Consider the following 19,844-nt stretch of genomic DNA (forward strand, 5'->3'; position numbering starts at 1 on the left):
GGAATTTAAATATGTCCAGAACTATTATCTTAATCCCAACAACAACCGGTGTCGGCTTAACGAGCGTTAGTCTCGGTTTAGTACATGCTTTGGAACAAAAAGGTTCTAAAGTCGGCTTTTTAAAACCAATCGCGCAACCTATCAGCGGCGAAGATACGTTAGACCGCTCTACTTCGATTATTCGTTCGGCGCAAACGACAGAAGTCGGCGAGCCGTTTATGTTGAGCGAGGCGGAAGCGTTAATCGGTCAAAACCAATCGGACGTTTTATTAGAAAAAGTGGTTGAACGTCATCAACAACTCAGCAAAAACAATGAAATCGTTGTTGTTGAAGGTTTAATCCCTACTCGTAAAAATTCATACGCTAACAGCGTAAACTATGATATTGCTCAAGCATTAGATGCGGAAATTATCTTAGTTGCCGCACCGGGTTCGGATAAACCGACCCAATTAAAAGAGCGTGTAGAAGCGGCCGCTTCAGAGTTCGGCGGTCGTCATAACCCTAACTTATTAGGCGTAATTATCAATAAATTTAACGCACCGGTTGATGAGTCGGGTCGTACTCGTCCGGACTTAACCGAAATTTTCGATTCGTTCCAACACAGCACACAAAATATTGCGGAAGTGGAAGCGTTATTTGCAAAAAGTCCGATTAAATTACTCGCTTGTGTTGAGTGGAAATCCGATTTAATTGCAACACGTGCTATCGACTTAGCGAAACACTTACGTGCGGCTATTATCAATGAAGGTGAATTACAAACTCGTCGTATCCGTGGCGTAACATTCTGTGCGCGTAGTCTTCCGCATATGGTTGATCATTTTAAAGCGGGCAGCTTATTAGTGACCTCTGCAGACCGTCCGGAAGTATTGGTTGCAGCGTCTTTAGCGGTAATGAACGGTGTGGAAATCGGCGCAATCTTATTAACCGGCGGCTATAAAATCGAAACACCGATTGCAAAACTTTGCCAACAAGCATTTGAATCCGGCGTTCCGGTGTTCCGTGTAGAAGGTAATACATGGCAAACTGCACTTAGCTTACAAAGTTTCAGCTTAGAAGTGCCTGCTGATGATAAAGAACGTATTTCATCGATTAAAGAATATGTTGCAAGCCAATTTAACCACGGTTTCATTGATGAAATTTCTAAAGCGGCAACACGCGCTCGTCGTTTATCGCCGGCAGCATTCCGTTATCAATTAACCGAATATGCACGTCAAGCGAAAAAACGTATCGTATTACCGGAAGGCGACGAACCTCGTACCGTTAAAGCGGCGGCGTTATGTGCCGAACGCGGTATCGCGGAATGTGTGCTTTTAGCAAATCCGACGGACGTTCGACGTGTAGCGGAATCTCAAGGTGTGGTATTAGGTAAAGGTATTACGATTATCAATCCTGAAGAAGTACGTGAAAACTATGTGGCTCGTTTAGTCGAGTTACGTAAAAATAAAGGTATGACGGAAGTGGTTGCACGTGAGCAATTAACGGATACGGTAGTACTCGGTACAATGATGCTAGAAGCCGGCGAAGTGGACGGTTTAGTATCGGGTGCGGTACATACTACGGCAAATACGATTCGTCCGCCGATGCAAATCATCAAAACCGCACCGGGTAGCTCGATTGTTTCTTCAATCTTCTTTATGCTATTACCGGATCAAGTGCTTGTGTACGGTGACTGTGCGGTGAACCCGGATCCGACGGCAGAACAATTAGCTGAAATTGCAATTCAATCTGCGGAATCGGCGAAAGCGTTCGGTATCGACCCGCGTGTGGCAATGATTTCTTACTCAACCGGTACTTCAGGTTCCGGTGCGGATGTTGAGAAAGTGAAAGAAGCGACTCGTATCGCACAAGAAAAACGCCCTGATTTAATCATTGACGGTCCGTTACAATATGATGCGGCGGTAATGGAAGATGTTGCACGCTCTAAAGCACCGAACTCTCCGGTAGCGGGTAAAGCGACAGTATTCGTATTCCCTGACTTAAATACCGGTAATACGACCTATAAAGCGGTACAACGTTCTGCGGATTTAGTGTCTATCGGCCCAATGCTTCAAGGTATGCGTAAACCGGTGAATGACCTCTCTCGCGGTGCGTTAGTTGATGATATCGTTTATACGATTGCATTAACCGCAATCCAAGCGACACAAGGTTAATTATCTTACAAATAGCGAAATGCCCTCAAATGAGGGCATTTTTTATGCTAATAAGCGGTGATATTTCTCAATCTTTTTGCCCCAAAAAAAAGCCCTGCGATATCACAGGACTTTTCTCATTATGCTTCTTTTGTTAAATCTTTAACTTCAGTTTCAACAGTAACTTTTTTTACCGCTTCAATGCCTTTTTGGCAGTTTTGTTTTGTCGCATATCCTTCACCACCGGTTGCGATTGTTTGATGGTTGCCGGATTTTAAACGCCAGCGAAATTCGCCTTTTGCATCTTTATAAATTTCAAAATACATACCATTTTCCTTATCTGAAAATCCCAAACTTATGTTTGGTATGAATAGCTTACCTATTCTGGTATAAATTGCAATTTATTCGGTAAAAATTACCGCTTATTTACGTATCTTTTAATCTTGTAGAACGATTACCGCCCCACGCTTTCTAAAATGCGATCCGCAAACTTACCGATACTGATGCCGAAATTATTCGATTTGTTCCAGTCCATTAAGGTACGGAAATTATTTGATACGAGGAAAGCTCGTCCGGCTTCTTTATCCGGCCGAACCAACCATAATTTATTACCGTTTAACGCACTTAATTTTGCCGTTTCTCGAGCGGTCGGATACGCCAGATAAACACCCCAAGACTGCCATTCTCCGAGGGTTTTAGCTTTGTTTGCTTCAATACCGGAGAAAGACAGATCAATCGGGCTGGCAAGTTTTACCTCTACGCCCCAAGGCACTTCATCATCCCAACCTACGGTTGAAAGATAAGAAGCGATAGAGGCAAACGCATCGGCTTCCGTATTCCAAATATCTTTTTTGCCGTCACCGTTGCCGTCCGTCGCGTAATTCAAATAGGCGGTCGGCATAAACTGAGTTTGCCCCATTGCCCCCGCCCAAGAACCTAGCATTTCATAACGATTGATCGTACCGTCATCCAACATTTTCATCGCATTGACGAATTCTTGGGTAAATAATTTTTCACGGCGTCCGTCAAAAGCAAGTGTGGCTAACACGGACAATACGTCAAAATCGCCTTGGTAACGACCAAAACTGCTCTCCATCCCCCACAACGCTAAAATATATTCTTTCTGAACATTATATTTGTTACTGGCATGAGTTAATTGCGTATTAAATTCATACCAATATTCAGCGGCCAAATTCACTTTATTTTGAGTGAGCACCTTACTTAAATAGTTAGTGACACCGTTCGGATTCGGCGGTGGCGAAGGCGTATTCGGATCACGCTTACGAGCCGCCTGAGCTTGATCCAACTGAATGGATCTGGCGTTATATCGAATAAATTTTTGGGTATTTAATACGTTATCCGACACACCGGCACCGGCAGCCTTTTGCTTAAGAAAATGTACGTAATCATTAAAATTATTGAGCGTACGCGCTTTAGTGTATTGAGCGTCCATCGGAAGCTCCGGATACGTACTATTTTTATTTGAACATCCGGCAAGGAATAAGCTAAACATTACCGGAATCGTTAAAAATCGTAATTTCATAGCATTTATATAGTAAAGCGATCTTTAAAACCGACCGCTTGTAAATTAAATATTTACCATTCTGCTTGGGCGAATGACATTATCGGTCGTAATTTCCGCGACACCGAGAAATTGCATATTATCCGAAAACAAACGAACTTGCCCGTAAATTTGATCGTTATTTTCAAATTTCACTCTTTGACCGAAACCGACCGCCTTAGTCTGCTCTGCGGTTAAGTTTAGTTTCGGTAGGCTTTCTACTGCGGTACCTAAAGGTAAAAGATATTTATCTAATTCTTCAAGCGGTTGGTTTTCACTTAAATTTTGCAAATCCGCATAGCTCATCATCGCTTCAATCGGATAATTTGCCACCGCTAAACGGCGTAGAACCGTCACGTGCGCGCCACAGCCCAATATTTCGCCTAAATCATCGACTAAAGTACGAATATAAGTGCCTTTCGAGCAATGTACCTCTAACGTAAGATAAGGTGCGACATATTCGATAAAACGCAATTCGAAAATCGTAATCGGGCGCGCTTCTCTTTCTACCGTAATGCCTTGGCGAGCATATTCATAGAGCGGTTTACCGTTATGTTTTAATGCGGAAAACATAGTCGGCACTTGTAAAATATCGCCGCGAAATTGCTCCAATGCCGTAATAATTTCCGCTTCACCTACGTTCACCGCACGGGTTTCAACGACTTGCCCTTCTGCGTCCGACGTATCGGTACGTTCGCCTAATTTTGCAGTAACTTGATAACGTTTGTCCGAATCAAGCAAAAATTGCGAAAATTTAGTCGCTTCACCCAAACAAATCGGCAGCATACCGGTCGCAAGCGGATCTAATGCGCCGGTATGCCCCGCTTTATTCGCTTGAAACAGGCGTTTAACCTTTTGCAGAATATCGTTTGACGACATTCCTTGCGGTTTATCTAATAAAAATACGCCGTGAACATCACGCCCTTTTTTACGAGGTCTGGACACCTATTCTTCCTCTTTATGTTTAGCTTCGTCGTTTTTAATCACGTTCGAGACAAGGTTAGACATACGCATACCTTCGACTAAGGATTGATCGTAAATAAAACGAAGCTCCGGTACGATACGTAAACGCATAGCCTTACCGACTAACGAACGAATATACGGGCTTGCTTTTTCTAAGCCTTTCATACCCTGTTCAATTGCGCTTTGATCATTATCGAATAAGAATGTTACGAAGATTTTCGCATACGCCAAATCACGGCTTACTTCCACATCCGATACCGTTACCATCCCGATACGAGGGTCTTTTACCTCTCGTTGTAAAATGACAGCGATCTCTTTTTGTAACTCTTGCGCTACACGATCACTGCGTTTAAATTCTCTGCTCATGTTTTCTCCAAAATGCAAACGAGGCACTCCAAAAGCGCCTCAAAATTTTGTTGGGATTATACCCTAATTTGTCTTTTTTAGCGATGTTAAGCCAAAAACAAGCGGTCAGTTTCCACTAAATTTTTGCAAATTCATGCAGAAATCTGACCGCTTGTGAGTAATGAAACGAGATTAGATACTACGTTTCACTTCAACCACTTCGAATACCTCGATTTGGTCGCCGACTTTCACATCGTTATAGTTTTTCACGCCGATACCGCATTCCATACCGTTACGTACTTCCGAAACGTCATCTTTAAAGCGACGGAGAGATTCTAACTCGCCTTCAAAGATGACCACGTTATCACGTAATACGCGGATTGGGTTGTTACGTTTAACCACACCTTCGGTTACCATACAACCTGCGATCGCACCGAATTTCGGATGACGGAATACGTCACGTACTTCAGCCAAGCCGATGATTTCTTGTTTGAACTCAGGCTGTAACATACCGCTCATTGCCGCTTTGATTTCGTTGAGCAATTCGTAGATGATTGAGTAGTAACGTAAGTCGATGTTTTCCGCTTCGATAACACGACGAGCAGAAGCGTCCGCACGTACGTTGAAACCGACTATAATCGCATTTGAAGCTGCCGCTAATGTTGCATCCGTTTCGGTAATACCGCCGACACCGGAACCCACTACTTTCACTTTTACTTCGTCGGTTGAAAGTTCCGCTAATGATTGACAGATTGCTTCTACCGAACCTTGTACGTCCGCTTTTACAATTACGTTTAATTCTGCAACGTCACCTGCCGTCATATTGCTAAACATATTTTCAAGTTTCGCTTTTTGCTGACGAGCAAGTTTCACTTCACGGAATTTACCTTGACGGAATAACGCTACTTCACGTGCTTTTTTCTCGTCACGTACAACCGTTGCTTCGTCACCGGCAGCCGGTACGCCGGAAAGGCCTAAAACCTCAACCGGGATAGACGGACCTGCAGAATCCACTTCTTTACCGTTTTCATCACGCATCGCACGTACACGACCGTATTCAAAGCCGCAAAGTACGATATCGCCTTTGTTTAATGTACCGGATTGAACAAGAATGGTTGCCACCGGACCACGACCTTTATCTAGGTAAGATTCGATTACCACGCCGCTTGCCATACCTTCTTTAACCGCCGTTAGTTCCAATACTTCCGATTGAAGTAAAATCGCTTCCAACAAGTCATCGATACCTAAACCTTTTTTCGCTGAAACCGGTACGAATTGCACATCGCCACCGAATTTTTCCGAAACCACTTCGTGTTGAAGCAATTCTTGTTCTACACGATCAGGATTCGCTTCCGGTTTATCAATTTTGTTTACCGCAACCACAATCGGCGCACCAGCCGCACGTGCGTGCTGAATCGCTTCGATTGTTTGAGGCATTACACCGTCATCCGCCGCTACGACAAGTACCACGATATCCGTTGCTTTCGCGCCGCGAGCACGCATAGAGGTAAACGCCGCATGTCCCGGAGTATCTAAGAAGGTAATCATCTTGCCGTCTTCGGTTTCAACGTGATAAGCACCGATATGCTGCGTAATACCGCCCGCTTCGCCGGCAGCGACTTTCGCTTTACGGATATAGTCAAGTAATGAGGTTTTACCGTGGTCAACGTGACCCATGATGGTAACAACCGGCGCACGTGTTACTTTTTCCGCATCCACGTCACGATCTTCCATTACCGCATCTTCAAGTTCGTTCTCGTTACGTAAAATTACTTTATGACCCATTTCTTCCGCAACAAGTTGAGCGGTTTCTTGGTCGATAACTTGGTTAATCGTAACCATTTCACCCATTTTCATCATAGTTTTGATGATTTCGGTTGCTTTTACCGCCATTTTATTCGCAAGTTCCGCAACAGTGATGGTTTCGCCGATAACGACATCCGCTTTGTTCACTTGAACCGGTTTAGTGAAAGCTTGTTGTAATGCCGAACCTTTTTTCGCATTTTTACCTTTACCTTTCACATCTTTTTGGTTGCGACGGTCTGCGTTACGTTCGTTTTTATCTTCACGATCGCCTTTTTTCGCTTTATTTACACCGCCTTTACCACGTCCGCGGTTTGCTTCGCTACGACGGTCGTTATCGCGATCCGCTTCACGCGCATAAGAAGATGTGAAACGATCATCTTCAAATTCTTCGCCGTTTTCAGCCGCTTCTTCACGAGCGATTTCCGCTAAACGACGGGCATTTTCCGCCGCACGTTTTGCTTCCATTTCCGCTTTTTGGCGCGCTAATTCTTCTTGTTTACGACGAAGTTCAGCTTCTTCTTTTTTCTTCGCTTCTTTTTCCGGATCAAGCGCTTTTTCTTGTTTAGGTTGTTCCGCTTTCGGTGCGGCTGCTTTCGGTTTGCTGTTCGGCATTACCGGTACGGCAGGTGCGGATTTTTTGGTCGCTTCTACTTTTGCTTCTTCCGCTTTTTTAGCCGCTTCTGCTTCCGCCTTCGCTTGCTCTGCCGCTTTTTCCGCTTGAGCTTTTGCTTCCGCTTCTTGTTTCGCTTTTAACGTCGCTTCTTCCTGCGCTTTTTTAACCGCTGCCGTATCAATTTTACGTGACTTACGTACTTCAACTTGAACTTTACCGTCCGCGACAGTAGTTTTAGTACGACGTTGTAAGCTCAATTTTTTAGGCGCTTCGTTTTTAATTTCGTTATCACTCATTGTTTTATCTCCTCACAACGATTAGCTAAACCAGCAAATTTGACGTGCAGCCATAATTAATTCGCTTGCTTTATCCGCTGATAATTCTTCAATATCCGAAAGGTCGTCAGTTGCTTGTTCCGCCAGTTCTTCAAGCGTTGTGATGCCTTTTTCAGCCAGTTTAAATGCAATATGGCGATCTAAACCTTCTAAATTTAATAAACGATCTTCAATATGCGCTTGTTTTAACGCTTCTTCTTCCGCTAACGCTTTTGCGGTAATTGCGTTTTTCGCACGAGTTTGTAATTCTTCCGCTAGATTTTCATCTTCGATACCGTCAATTGCGGTTAATTCGCTTACCGGAATGAATGCGATTTCTTCTAAGCTAGAGAAGCCTTCATCCACTAATAATTGAGCGAATTCATCGTCGATTTCTAACGCAGAAACAAATAAACTAATAACTTTGTTATCTTCCGCTTGATGTTTCTTATCTAAATCTTCGGTAGTCATTACATTTAACGTCCAGCCGGTTAATTGTGTCGCTAAGCGTACGTTTTGACCGTTACGACCGATTGCTTGGGCTAAATTTTTACCTTCAACCGCAATATCCATCGCATGTTTATCTTCATCCACGACAATCGCGCTAACTTCCGCCGGTGCCATTGCATTAATGACAAATTGCGCCGGATTATCGTCCCAAAGTACGATATCCACACGCTCTCCGCCCAATTCGTTACTAATTGCTTGCACACGTGCGCCGCGCATACCGACACAAGCACCTACCGGGTCGATACGTTTATCGTGTGATTTCACTGCGATTTTCGCACGAGAACCCGGATCACGAGATGCGCCTTTAATTTCAATCACATCTTCACCGATTTCCGGTACTTCAAGTTTAAATAACTCTTCCAACATGACCGGTTTTGCACGTGTTACGAAAAGTTGCGGGCCTTTTGATTCCGGTTTGATCGCATATAATACGCCGCGTACACGGTCGCCTGGACGGAAGTTTTCACGCGGAAGCATATCTTCACGCACGATTACCGCTTCCGCTTGATTACCTAAATCCAAGATAATTTGCTCGCGGTTTACTTTTTTAACGGTTGCAGTAATGATGGTATTTAATTGTGAACGGAATTGTTCAATCACTTTATTACGTTCCGCTTCACGAATTTTTGTACTGATCACTTGGCGTGCGGTTTGCATCGTAATACGGTCGAACGGAATCGAATCCACTTCGTCTTCAACGATATCGCCTAATTGCACGCTAGGATTTTCGTATTGCGCCGCTTCTAAGCTGATCTCACGTGTCATGTTATGTACTTGTTCAACCACAATCCAGCGGCGGAAAGTTTGGAAATCACCGGTTTTACGGTCGATAACCACACGCACATCAATATCCATCTCTTTTTTCTTTTTAGTCGAAATGGCTAATGCCGTTTCAAGCGCTTCAAAGATAGCTTCTTTTGGCAGTAACTTCTCGTTAGATACCGCTTCTGCGGCTAATAAAATTTCTTTACTCATTTTTGGGATTAACCTTCTAGAAATTAAAAACTGGAACTAAGTTTGCTTTTTGAATATTACCGAATGCAAATTGACGAGCTTCGTTATCTACAGTAAGTGTAATTAAATCGCCTTCCACACTCTCTAATTTGCCTTGCCATTTACGACGGTCAAACATGGGAATACGTAAATGAATTACAATCTCTTGCCCGATAAAACGTTGGTAATGAGCAAGGGTAAATAGTGGGCGATCTAAACCCGGTGATGAAACCTCTAAGTTGTATTTATCCGCAATCGGATCTTCAACATCCAGAATTGCGCTCACTTGACGGCTCACATCACTACAATCATCAATCGTTACACCGCCTTCTTTATCAATATATAAGCGTACGGTTAAAAAACGTCCTGCTCGCTGACACTCGATACCGACTAATTCGCAGCCCATTGATTCAATGGTATCGGAAACGAGTTCTTCTAATTTTTGTTCTAAAGTTGCCAAGGAAGCCTCCTAAATGACAGATATAAAAAAAGAGCCTTAACCAGCTCTTTTGATACGATTATGATGTACCGGCCACAAAAAAACCCCAGACGGAAAACCGTGGGGCTTTAAGCGGTTTGTTTTATACCATATTTTGTACGTTTATGTTCGTTATCGAAAATCAGTACAGACTATATAAAACAAAACTCACAGTTTTAACCAAAACTATGAGCCTTAAAACTGGTTGCGGGGGCCGGATTTGAACCAACGACCTTCGGGTTATGAGCCCGACGAGCTACCAAGCTGCTCCACCCCGCGTCTGATGTGGCTTATTATAGAGATTTCTAAAACCAATACAAGCACTTTTTGCGAATTTATTTTCGTTTGGTGAACAAAGCAACAAATTACTGCCCAACCCAAATCAAAAAATCGCTCACGGTGTGGAATGAGCCGAAAATCAGGATAATGTCGGTTTTACTCGCTTTGGCGAATAATGATTCAGCCGCTTCGGGAACGGTTCGGTAATAACAAGCGGTCGAATCTGGCAAAACGTTTGCAAGTTTTTGATAGACCGCTTCACCTGACTGTCCTCGATATCCGGCTAAACCGGCGCAATGCCATTCGTCAATGATATTGGCTAACGGCGTTACGATTCCGCTTAAATCCTTATCGACTAATGCACTAAATACCGCATAAATCTTTTGGTTCGCCTGTTTTAGTGACGTTAGTCGCTCTGCCAAATATTTTGCCGCATGCGGATTGTGTCCGACATCAATGATCACTTGAGCAAGCGGTCGCTTTCCGGAAAAGTTTGCAAAATCTTGTTCGGTTAACGTTTGGAAACGTGCGGTCATTTGTGCTTCTTGCAATGCGGCTCTAACCACTTGTTCATTTATTTCGAACGGAAGCTGAGCCAAAGCGGCTAAAGCGGTACCGGCATTCGGAATAGGAATTTGCGGCATCGGTAAATCTTGCCAATCAATAAATTCCGATTGCCAGTGGAAGCGGTTAATTTCTACGGAATACTTCCAATTCACATTACGTCTTATTACTTGGCAATTAAGGGCTTTCGCTTGTTGTAAAATACTTCTCGGGCAATCCGGTTCACCGATAATCACCGGTATATTTTCACGGAAAATGCCCGCTTTCTCTCGCCCGATGTCTTCTCTGTTATCACCAAGAAAATCCACATGATCGATATCGATTGAAGTAATTATCGCTAAATGCGGATCAACAATATTGGTTGCGTCTAAACGTCCGCCAAGTCCAACTTCTAAAATGACGATATCCAAATTTGCTTCTTTAAAAAGTTGCAACGCCGAAAGCGTACTAAACTCAAAATAGGTTAAAGAAGCGGTCTTTTTTTGTTGGATTTTTGCAAATGATTGCACGTGCGCTTCGTCATTGAGTAAGTCGCCTTGAATTCTTACCCGTTCGTTATAACGAATTAGATGAGGCGATGAATAGACGCCGACTCGATAACCGGCTTTTAGCAAAGCTACTTCTAATAAACGGCAAGTTGAACCCTTGCCGTTAGTACCGGCAACGGTGATAACATAAGGCGCCGGTTGAAGTAAGTCTAATTCTTGTGCTACGCCTTTAATGCGTTCTAAGCCCATATCAATCGGCTTAAAATGTGATTTTTCTAAGTAATCCAACCATATGGCGAGGTTATCATTAATAGTCGGAACAGTTAAAGTATTCATCATATCTTTCTTAAAAAGAAAGCCACGTATCACGTGGCTTAAGTTATACTTAAAGAAAATTAGGCTTCTTCAACAATTAATTCTGCCGTTTTAAAAGGCGTTGGCTTATTGGTCATTTTCGCACATAAACGAGCAAGCGTATCACGCATATCTTTACGTTGCACAATCATATCAATCGCACCGTGTTCTAATAAGAACTCTGCACGTTGGAAACCTTCCGGTAGTTTTTCGCGTACGGTTTGTTCGATAACACGCGGGCCGGCAAAACCGATTAACGCTTTAGGCTCCGCAATATTAATATCGCCTAACATCGCTAAACTTGCCGAAACGCCACCTAATGTCGGGTCGGTTAATACGGAAATAAACGGTACGCCTTTTTCACGCATTTTCGCTAAGATCGCACTGGTTTTCGCCATTTGCATTAAAGAGAACAATGCTTCTTGCATACGAGCACCGCCAGATGCCGAGAAACAGATAAACGGAATATTGTCCGCTAAAGCTCGCTCAGCCGCACGCACGAATTTCGCACCGACAACCGAGCCCATTGAGCCGCCCATAAATTCAAAGTTAAATGATGCAACCACAACCGGCATATTATGTAACGTACCGTACATGGTAATAAAAGAGTCTTTCTCACCGGTTTGTTTTTGCGCTGCGGTTAAACGATCTTTATATTTTTTTAAATCTTTAAATTTTAAGACGTCTTGCGGTTCTAATTCCGCCGCAATCTCTTGTGCGCTATCTTGGTCTAATAACGATAATAAACGAGTACGTGCATCAAAACGCATATGGTGATTACATTTCGGGCAAACGTGCATATTACGTTTAAGTTCTTCGCTGTATAGCACCTGTTCACAGCTGGTACATTTTGTCCAAACGCCTTCCGGCACTTTAGATTTGCTACTGCTTGACGATGAAGAGGTTCTACCTAAAATTCTTTCAATCCAGCTCATTTTTTAACCTTATTCTTTTGACAAAAAATTATTGTTATTAAAGCATAAATTCAGCCTTTTGAATATGCTTTAGTCGTACAATCTGCTCTGATCAGCCGAAATATCAGCTATATGTGTAAGTACGATAAATAAATGCAGCGATGAGAATACATAACATCACTAAAATTTGTATTAATCGTTTCTTTGTTAATTTTTCAGCCGCCATATTTCCACATTAGAAAACTTGTTCATTTTGATTATTTTAACAATTTTCTGTAGAAAGTGTGAATTTTTAGTTGAATCTCATCACTAACCTGCCAAAATAAGCGAAATATTATATAAATTAACCGGAAAAGTTTATGGCTACTATCAATCAATTTCTTGAAGTCGTTGCAAAATTACGTGATCCCGAAACGGGCTGTCCGTGGGATATAAAACAAAATTTCGATTCTATGCTCCCCTGCTTATTAGAAGAAACTTACGAAGTCGCAGAAGCCATTCATACTAAAGATAGAGCCTCTTTGCGCGAAGAATTAGGCGACTTATTATTACAAGTCGTATTTCTTAGTCAATTGGCAAAAGAAGAAGGAACTTTTACTTTTGACGACGTACTAAATGACATTCATCAAAAATTAATTTACAGACATCCTCATGTATTCGGCGATAAAACCGCCTCAAACAGTGAAGAAGCTTTAAAAAACTGGGAAGAACAAAAAGCTGCCGAAACTAAACGCCGACAACAGGAGTCCGTTTTAGATGATGTTCCTTTCGCTTTACCGGCATTAACTCGAGCAAATAAACTGCAAAAACGTTGCGCTAAAGTCGGGTTTGATTGGGATAATCCGCACGCCGTATTGGCTAAAGTCGAAGAAGAATTGCAGGAGGTCAAAGATGAAATGGCGCAATACCCTCAAAGTGCAAGTAAATTGGAAGAAGAACTGGGAGATTTCCTATTTGCCGCCGTTAATCTTTGCCGCCATTATAAAATTGATGCCGAAACAAGTTTACGGAATGCGAACGTTAAATTCGAAAACCGTTTTAGAAAAGTGGAAAACGCAGTGAAAGCGCAAGGGAAATCCGTACAAGAATGCTCTCTGCACGAACTTGATTTTATTTGGGATCAAATAAAATCACTATAATGAATTGACAAACCTTGATAAAGTTGTAAATTATCATAACTATGTCAATTAGTTACAGTAATAAACATAATTAAATAAAAATAGGAATTATTTATGCCTAGAATTTTACTCGTTGATGACGATATTGAACTGACGGAACTGTTAGCCGAATTACTTTCGCTGGAAGGTTTCGAGATTCATTGTGTGCATAACGGCCAAGATGCACTTACGGAATTAGAATTACAAAGTTATGATCTTATCCTTTTAGATGTGATGATGCCGGTATTAAACGGTATTGAAACCTTAAAACAATTACGTCAAAAACACTCTACGCCGGTATTGATGTTAAGCGCCAGAGACGATGAAATTGATCGCGTCCTCGGTTTAGAATTAGGCGCAGGCGATTATTTACCTAAACCTTTTAACGATCGCGAACTAGTTGCTCGTATTAAAGCGATTTTACGTCGTACGACGTCCAATATTTTATCAAATCCCGATGTCATTACTTATTCCAACCAGTCTCCGGAAGAAAATAGCAAACAACTTTCATTCGGCGGTGTCGAATTGCATCCGGGTCGCCAACAAGCAATTTTTGAAGGTCGAGATTTAGATCTGACCGGTACGGAATTTGCATTACTCCAAATGTTAATGCGCAATCCGGGGCAAATTCTTTCCCGTGAATGATTAAGTTTAGAAATTTTAGGCAAACGCCTTACTCCTTATGATCGTGCTATCGATATGCATATTTCTAATCTTCGTAAAAAATTACCGGAACGAAACGATAACTTGCCTTGGTTTAAAACATTACGCGGTCGAGGTTATTTACTCGTTACTGAAAAATAAATCCTTTTTTTGAAATCCCTCGCTTATCGAGGGATTTTCTTTTTAAATTAAGTGTAAAAATTCATGTCTAAATATATTGCTTATATCTTAAGTAAGATTAAATCGGTGAGAAATTATCTTGCTTACCAACTTTTTGCTTATTTCGGATTAACTTTCGCTATCTTACTTGCTATTACACTGGCCATCCCTAATTTTGATGCCCGTTCATTCTTACCGATTGAAACGGATGAACGAGATTTTTTCCAGCAAGAAAGTCATAGTACGGAAATGCAATATAATTTAGACGAAATTTTTGAGCGTAAACTTTCCGTAGCGACGACAAACGGCTTTGACGTTATCCTATTAGACTGGAAAACGGGTGTTTTTGTCGGTGTTGATCCGCATACGATAAAATCGTTCCAAGTATTTTTATACCGAGCGGATAGTCCGGCAGAACCGTTACAACGTCGCTTCGGTAATTTAGAAATATACGGTCCGTTTTTAGTAAAATCCAATAAAAGGGAATATTTCCAATATTTCGCCCAGTCCGTTGATCCTCAAGAAGAACTGTTCAATCAAATTTTTGATTCGCCGTGGCTGATGTTATTGATTGTACTGGGGGTAAGTATTCCTATTCTATTATGGCTGTCATGGAAAATCTCTCGTCCGGTAAAAGCGCTTCGTCTGTCGGCCAATGCGGTGGCTACCGGTAACTTTGCTATAAACCCCGCTTTAGAAACGGAAGGCATTAACGAGTTACGTGAAGTGGGGAAAAGTTTTAACCAAATGATCACTTCATTACAAGATTTAACTTTACACCAACAACGTTTAATATCTGATATTTCGCATGAACTGAAAACGCCGCTTGCACGCTTGCATTTGGCAACCGCATTAATTCGTCGCCGTAACGGCGAATCGCCGGAACTAACTCGGATCGAAAATCAAATCCAAAAATTGGATACCATGGTTCATGATTTATTAGTTCTCTCGCGACAACAAGTCAATCAGCATTTGACCCGCGAAATTTTCTCTATAAATAAAATTTGGGACGATTTGTTGGAAGATGCGAAATTCGATGCCGAACAAAATCATCTTGATTTATTTATTAGTCAGCGAATAACGCATCCTGAAAATTTCTTTATTAACGGTAACCAAAATATTTTGGCAAGTGCCATGGAAAATGTTATTCGTAATGCACAAAAATATGCCAAGAAAAGCATTAAGGTTCTGACTTATATTGATAATACGGATTTAATTATTGCGATTGATGATGATGGCAAAGGCATTCCCGAAACCGAATATCAACAAATATTCCGTCCTTTCTATCGTGTCGATGAAGCTCGTGACCGTCAAACCGGCGGTACGGGGCTGGGGCTTGCTATCGTGGCGAATGCGGTTCAACAGCATAAAGGTAGCGTACAAGCGATGAAAAGTCCGTTAGGCGGCTTAAGAATTGAAATTAAGTTACCTTTATGGATTGAATAAATTAGCAAGCGGTTTATTTTGCAAAAAATTAAGCAAAAATGACCGCTTGTTTCTACTCTATAACCTTTCTTTATATATTTAAATACATAATCTATTACGCTAAAATTCGTTTAAGTACCCTATCTAAGAATATCGGCAATAAAATGAAACTGATTGAAATTGAAAAACTGAACAAATATTTCGGTTCGGGTGAAAATACCGCACATGTATTAAAGAACATTAATCTTACTATTGAACAAGGTGATTTTGTTGCGATTATCGGTGCTTCCGGTTCGGGTAAATCCACCTTAATGAATATTATCGGTTGCTTAGACACCGCAAGTTCCGGCGTATGTAAAATTGACGGAAAAGAAACGTTAAATATGACGTCCGACGAACTTTCCGATTTACGTCAGCGTAAGTTCGGTTTTATTTTTCAACGTTATAACCTGCTCCCCGCTCTTACGGCAAACGAAAACGTTGCACTCCCTGCAATTTATGCGGGAATGGACAATACTTCACGTAAAGCAAGGGCTAATCAATTATTAGAGAAACTCGGCTTAGCCGATAAAACGGGAAATCGTCCGAATCAGCTTTCCGGCGGTCAGCAGCAACGTGTCAGTATTGCCCGAGCTTTGATGAACGGCGGCGAAATTATTTTAGCAGACGAACCTACCGGTGCATTGGATTCAAAAAGCGGTGAAACCGTACTTGAGATCTTAAAAGATCTGCATAAAGAAGGTCATACGATTATTATGGTGACCCATGATGCGAATATTGCGGCGAATGCCAGTCGAATCATTGAAATTAAAGACGGCTATATTATTCGAGACGAACGTCAGCAACCTTATTCGGAAGATCTGAAACTCACTAAGCGTGAATATAAAAAACCGCGTTTTTTTGACCAATTAATCGAATCGTTTAAAATGGCGATTAATGCGATTACGGCACATAAATTACGTGCATTATTAACCATGTTGGGCATTGTAATCGGTATTACCTCGGTAATTTCCGTTGTGGCATTAGGACAAGGTTCTCAGCAACAAATCCTTTCCAATATTAATAGCTTGGGTACCAATACTATGACGATTATGAACGGTACCGGTTTCGGCGATCGTCGAGCGAATTTGACTAAAAATTTAACCATTAGTGACGCTATGATGCTGAACAAGCAACAATTTGTAGATAGTACCACCCCTTCGAGTAATTTAAGCGGTACGGTGATTTACGGCAATACGAATGTAACCGCCTCAATCAATGGCGTAGGCGAACAATTTGTCAATGTTAAAGGGTTGAAAATGATTTCAGGGCGTTTTTTTGATGCCGATGAAGTTAAATTATCATCACAAGTTGTCGTGATTGACGGCAATACCAAAAAAGATCTCGGTTTAACCGACCCCGTCGAAGGCAAGGTCATTTTGGTGGATAAAAAACCGCTTACCGTTATCGGTATGGCACAAGAATCAAATAATTTGAATCAAACCAGTTTAAAAATGTGGATGCCTTATACTACGCTTATGCAACGTATTTCCGGCGAAAAATTTATCGATTCATTGACGGTAAAAGTGAAAGACAATGTTGAAAGCCAAACGGCGGAAAAAAGCATTAACGAACTACTTACCGCTAAGCACGGTAAAAAAGATTTCTTTGTGATGAACAGCGATACCATCAAACAAACGATTACCAGTACCACCAATACGATGAAATTATTGATTTCGTCTATTGCGATGATTTCTTTGATTGTCGGCGGTATCGGTGTAATGAATATTATGTTGGTATCGGTAACGGAACGTACTAAAGAAATCGGCGTACGTATGGCAATCGGAGCAAAACAAAATAATATCTTGCAGCAATTCCTAATTGAAGCGATATTAATCTGTTTATTAGGCGGTATTATCGGGATTCTGTTTGCAATTGCGATAATTTTCTCGTTCAATACCTTAGGTACAAATTTCAAAATGATTCTCTCGCCTGCTTCCGTAGTATTGGCGGTATTCTGTTCTACGTTAATCGGTGTCGTATTCGGTTATATGCCGGCAAAAAACGCCTCCAAACTCAATCCGATTACCGCATTGGCACAAGAGTAATTCATTCACGACAAGCGGTTGAATTTAGCGTTAAATTTGCAAATTTTTCATAAATTTTAACCGCTTGTTTTTCTTTTAAAAAAAAGGAATAAAAATGGGACTGTCGAATCTCGAACTTGAACAAATTATTGATGAAAAATTAAATAGCAAAGCGATTACAGACTATGCACCGAACGGCTTGCAAGTGGAAGGTAAGACGCATATTCAACGAATTATTACTGGCGTGACCGCAAGTCTGCCGCTGATTGAAAAAGCGATAGAGAAAAAGGCCGATGCGATTTTGGTGCATCACGGTTATTTTTGGAAAAGCGAATCGCCTTGCATTCGCGGAATGAAAGGTAAACGCATCAAACAATTACTCGTAAATGACATTAATTTATTCGGTTATCACCTGCCGTTGGATATTCATTCGGAATTAGGCAATAACGCACAATTGGCGGCGAAATTAGGTGTGACGAATCTACAAGGCTTGGAAGATCGTCCTAATTCCATTCCTGTCTATGGTGCGCTGGATACGCCGATTTCCGCACAAGAATTAGCGAAGCGTATCGAACAAGCGCTTAATCGTAAACCAATTTTGTGCCATGAATTTATTGCGGATTATCCGCATAAATTAATCCGAAAAGTCGGCATTTGTACCGGGGGCGGACAAGGTTATATCGATTTAGCGGCAAGTAAAGGTTGTGATGCGTTTATTTCCGGTGAAATTTCGGAACAGACTACCCATTCCGCACGTGAGCAAGGTATTTATTACTTCGCTTGCGGACACCACGCAACGGAACGAGGCGGCGTAAAAGCACTCGGCGAATGGCTGGCAAAAGAATACGGCTTAGAAGTGGAATTTATTGATATTGATAATCCGGCGTAATCTTTGAAAGAACCTAAAATGCAAAAGTCGTATCGGAAAAGATACGACTTTTTTACTGGGATTTAGTCTTCAGATAAACGAGAAATATCGTGATAAGAAGCCAATTTACGAATCGTACGGGAACGACCTCGAATTAATAACGTTTCGGTAAACATCATACTGCCTTTGCGTTGCACGCCTTTTAACAAATCGCCGGTAGTAATACCCGTTGCGGCAAACAACACATTATCGTCACGTACCAAGTCTTCCAATTTTAATACTTTATTAACCGGTACATTCATTTGCGCACAGCGAGAAAGCTCTTTTTCTGCGGCGGAAAGATTTTCCGGCGAATTACCTTTGACTTGATTACGAGGAATAAGGCGACCTTGAATATCGCCGCCTAAAGCGCGAACCGCAGCGGCGGCAACCACTCCTTCCGGCGCACCGCCGATACCATAAACTAAATCCAAATCGCTATCCGGTAAGCAACATTGTACTGCGGCGGCAACGTCGCCGTCAGGAATCGCCATAACTTTTACACCTAATTTCTGCACGGTTTTAATAATTTCATCGTGACGCGGTTTCGCCAAGATTGCCACCGTCATTTGTGTAAGCAATTTGCCTTTTTTAGACGCAACACGGCGAATATTTTGCTCAAGCGGCAGATCCAAGTCGATCATACCTTTTGCTTCGCTATCCACCACCAGTTTTTCCATATACATATCCGGTGCTTGGAGAAACGTTTCTTTGCTACCTGCCGCTAAAACCGATAACGCCCCGGCTTGCCCCATCGCCGTCATACGAGTACCGTCAATCGGATCCACCGCAATCGCTACCTCTCTATCTTCCGGTTGAGAACGACCTACTTTTTCACCGATATATAACATCGGCGCTTCATCAATTTCCCCTTCGCCGATAACGATTTCACCACGGATCTCCATCTTATTTAATACTAAGCGCATTGCCTTAACCGCAGCATCATCTGCGGCATTTTTATCACCTCGACCGATCCACTCGTAAGCGGCAAGTGCGGCAGCTTCCGTTACCCGAGAAAACTCAAAAGAAATAGCACGTTTCATCTTATGTTCCTTATATAAAATAACCGATATTATTTATATTTTATCAGCTCGCAATCGATTAGGTTACTAAAAAATCGGCAAATGAAGAAAAATTCCAAAATGTATGAACTTTT

General features: G+C 41.9%; 15 protein-coding genes, 1 tRNA gene and 1 pseudogene. 6 read left to right on the forward strand and 11 right to left on the reverse strand.

The genetic code is table 11. The features are described 5' to 3' along the window. The first annotated feature begins 11 nt into the window (after positions 1–11). Positions 12–2,150, forward strand: coding sequence for a phosphate acetyltransferase (gene pta / locus DY200_RS03415; protein ID WP_115586931.1), 2,139 nt, complete (start codon positions 12–14; stop codon positions 2,148–2,150). Positions 2,151–2,269: 119 nt separating this feature from the next. On the opposite strand, the gene DY200_RS03420 is transcribed toward pta, so the two are convergent. The 10 genes from DY200_RS03420 to accD form a co-directional block, all read right to left on the reverse strand. Beyond that, the gene (locus DY200_RS03420; protein WP_005596927.1) at positions 2,270–2,455 is read right to left on the reverse strand and encodes a YegP family protein; all 186 of its coding nucleotides are present in this window, start codon (positions 2,453–2,455) and stop codon (positions 2,270–2,272) included. Between the two features lie 128 nt (positions 2,456–2,583). Continuing rightward, a complete protein-coding gene (locus DY200_RS03425) occupies positions 2,584–3,672 on the reverse strand; it encodes a lytic murein transglycosylase (RefSeq protein ID WP_115586932.1) in 1,089 nt (362 codons plus the stop codon). Between the two features lie 45 nt (positions 3,673–3,717). Beyond that, positions 3,718–4,635 carry a tRNA pseudouridine(55) synthase TruB gene (gene truB / locus DY200_RS03430; RefSeq protein ID WP_115586933.1) on the reverse strand — a complete coding sequence of 306 codons (918 nt, stop codon included), beginning with the start codon at positions 4,633–4,635 and terminating at the stop codon, positions 3,718–3,720. Further along, positions 4,636–5,019, reverse strand: coding sequence for a 30S ribosome-binding factor RbfA (gene rbfA, locus DY200_RS03435; RefSeq protein WP_014991505.1), 384 nt, complete (start codon positions 5,017–5,019; stop codon positions 4,636–4,638). Between the two features lie 171 nt (positions 5,020–5,190). Next, positions 5,191–7,713: a translation initiation factor IF-2 gene (gene infB, locus DY200_RS03440; protein WP_115586934.1), complete on the reverse strand. Its 2,523-nt coding sequence runs from the start codon at positions 7,711–7,713 to the stop codon at positions 5,191–5,193. 21 nt (positions 7,714–7,734) lie between these two features. Then, positions 7,735–9,216: a transcription termination factor NusA gene (gene nusA, locus DY200_RS03445; protein ID WP_115586935.1), complete on the reverse strand. Its 1,482-nt coding sequence runs from the start codon at positions 9,214–9,216 to the stop codon at positions 7,735–7,737. Positions 9,217–9,232: 16 nt separating this feature from the next. Beyond that, positions 9,233–9,694 carry a ribosome maturation factor RimP gene (gene rimP, locus DY200_RS03450; protein WP_005596913.1) on the reverse strand — a complete coding sequence of 154 codons (462 nt, stop codon included), beginning with the start codon at positions 9,692–9,694 and terminating at the stop codon, positions 9,233–9,235. A gap of 220 nt (positions 9,695–9,914) precedes the next feature. Then, positions 9,915–9,991: transfer RNA gene (locus DY200_RS03455), tRNA-Met, on the reverse strand. 86 nt (positions 9,992–10,077) lie between these two features. Continuing rightward, positions 10,078–11,382, reverse strand: a complete 1,305-nt coding sequence (folC, locus tag DY200_RS03460; protein WP_115586936.1) for a bifunctional tetrahydrofolate synthase/dihydrofolate synthase — start codon at positions 11,380–11,382, stop codon at positions 10,078–10,080. A 56-nt stretch (positions 11,383–11,438) separates the two neighbouring features. Then, the gene (gene accD / locus DY200_RS03465) at positions 11,439–12,332 is read right to left on the reverse strand and encodes an acetyl-CoA carboxylase, carboxyltransferase subunit beta (protein WP_005604033.1); all 894 of its coding nucleotides are present in this window, start codon (positions 12,330–12,332) and stop codon (positions 11,439–11,441) included. A gap of 338 nt (positions 12,333–12,670) precedes the next feature. Between accD and mazG the strand changes: the two genes are divergently transcribed. The 5 genes and pseudogenes from mazG (at position 12,671) to DY200_RS03490 (ending at position 18,670) form a co-directional block, all read left to right on the forward strand. Then, on the forward strand, positions 12,671–13,450 hold the full coding sequence (gene mazG / locus DY200_RS03470) for a nucleoside triphosphate pyrophosphohydrolase (protein WP_115586937.1): 780 nt from the start codon (positions 12,671–12,673) through the stop codon (positions 13,448–13,450). A 93-nt stretch (positions 13,451–13,543) separates the two neighbouring features. Then, positions 13,544–14,272, forward strand: a pseudogene (locus DY200_RS03475) (response regulator). A gap of 63 nt (positions 14,273–14,335) precedes the next feature. After that, positions 14,336–15,736 (forward strand): envelope stress sensor histidine kinase CpxA, encoded by a 1,401-nt coding sequence (cpxA, locus tag DY200_RS03480; RefSeq protein WP_115586938.1) that lies wholly within the window; start codon positions 14,336–14,338, stop codon positions 15,734–15,736. A 143-nt stretch (positions 15,737–15,879) separates the two neighbouring features. Next, the gene (locus DY200_RS03485) at positions 15,880–17,802 is read left to right on the forward strand and encodes a MacB family efflux pump subunit (RefSeq protein WP_115586939.1); all 1,923 of its coding nucleotides are present in this window, start codon (positions 15,880–15,882) and stop codon (positions 17,800–17,802) included. Positions 17,803–17,896: 94 nt separating this feature from the next. Then, positions 17,897–18,670: a Nif3-like dinuclear metal center hexameric protein gene (locus DY200_RS03490; protein WP_115586940.1), complete on the forward strand. Its 774-nt coding sequence runs from the start codon at positions 17,897–17,899 to the stop codon at positions 18,668–18,670. Positions 18,671–18,732: 62 nt separating this feature from the next. Here the strand turns inward: DY200_RS03490 and glpX are convergent, their stop codons facing one another. Further along, complete coding sequence (gene glpX, locus DY200_RS03495; protein WP_115586941.1) at positions 18,733–19,731, reverse strand: class II fructose-bisphosphatase; 999 nt, start codon at positions 19,729–19,731, stop codon at positions 18,733–18,735. Between the last annotated feature and the right edge of the window lie 113 nt (positions 19,732–19,844).

Source organism: Actinobacillus lignieresii (genome assembly GCF_900444945.1).
Lineage (GTDB): Bacteria > Pseudomonadota > Gammaproteobacteria > Enterobacterales > Pasteurellaceae > Actinobacillus > Actinobacillus lignieresii.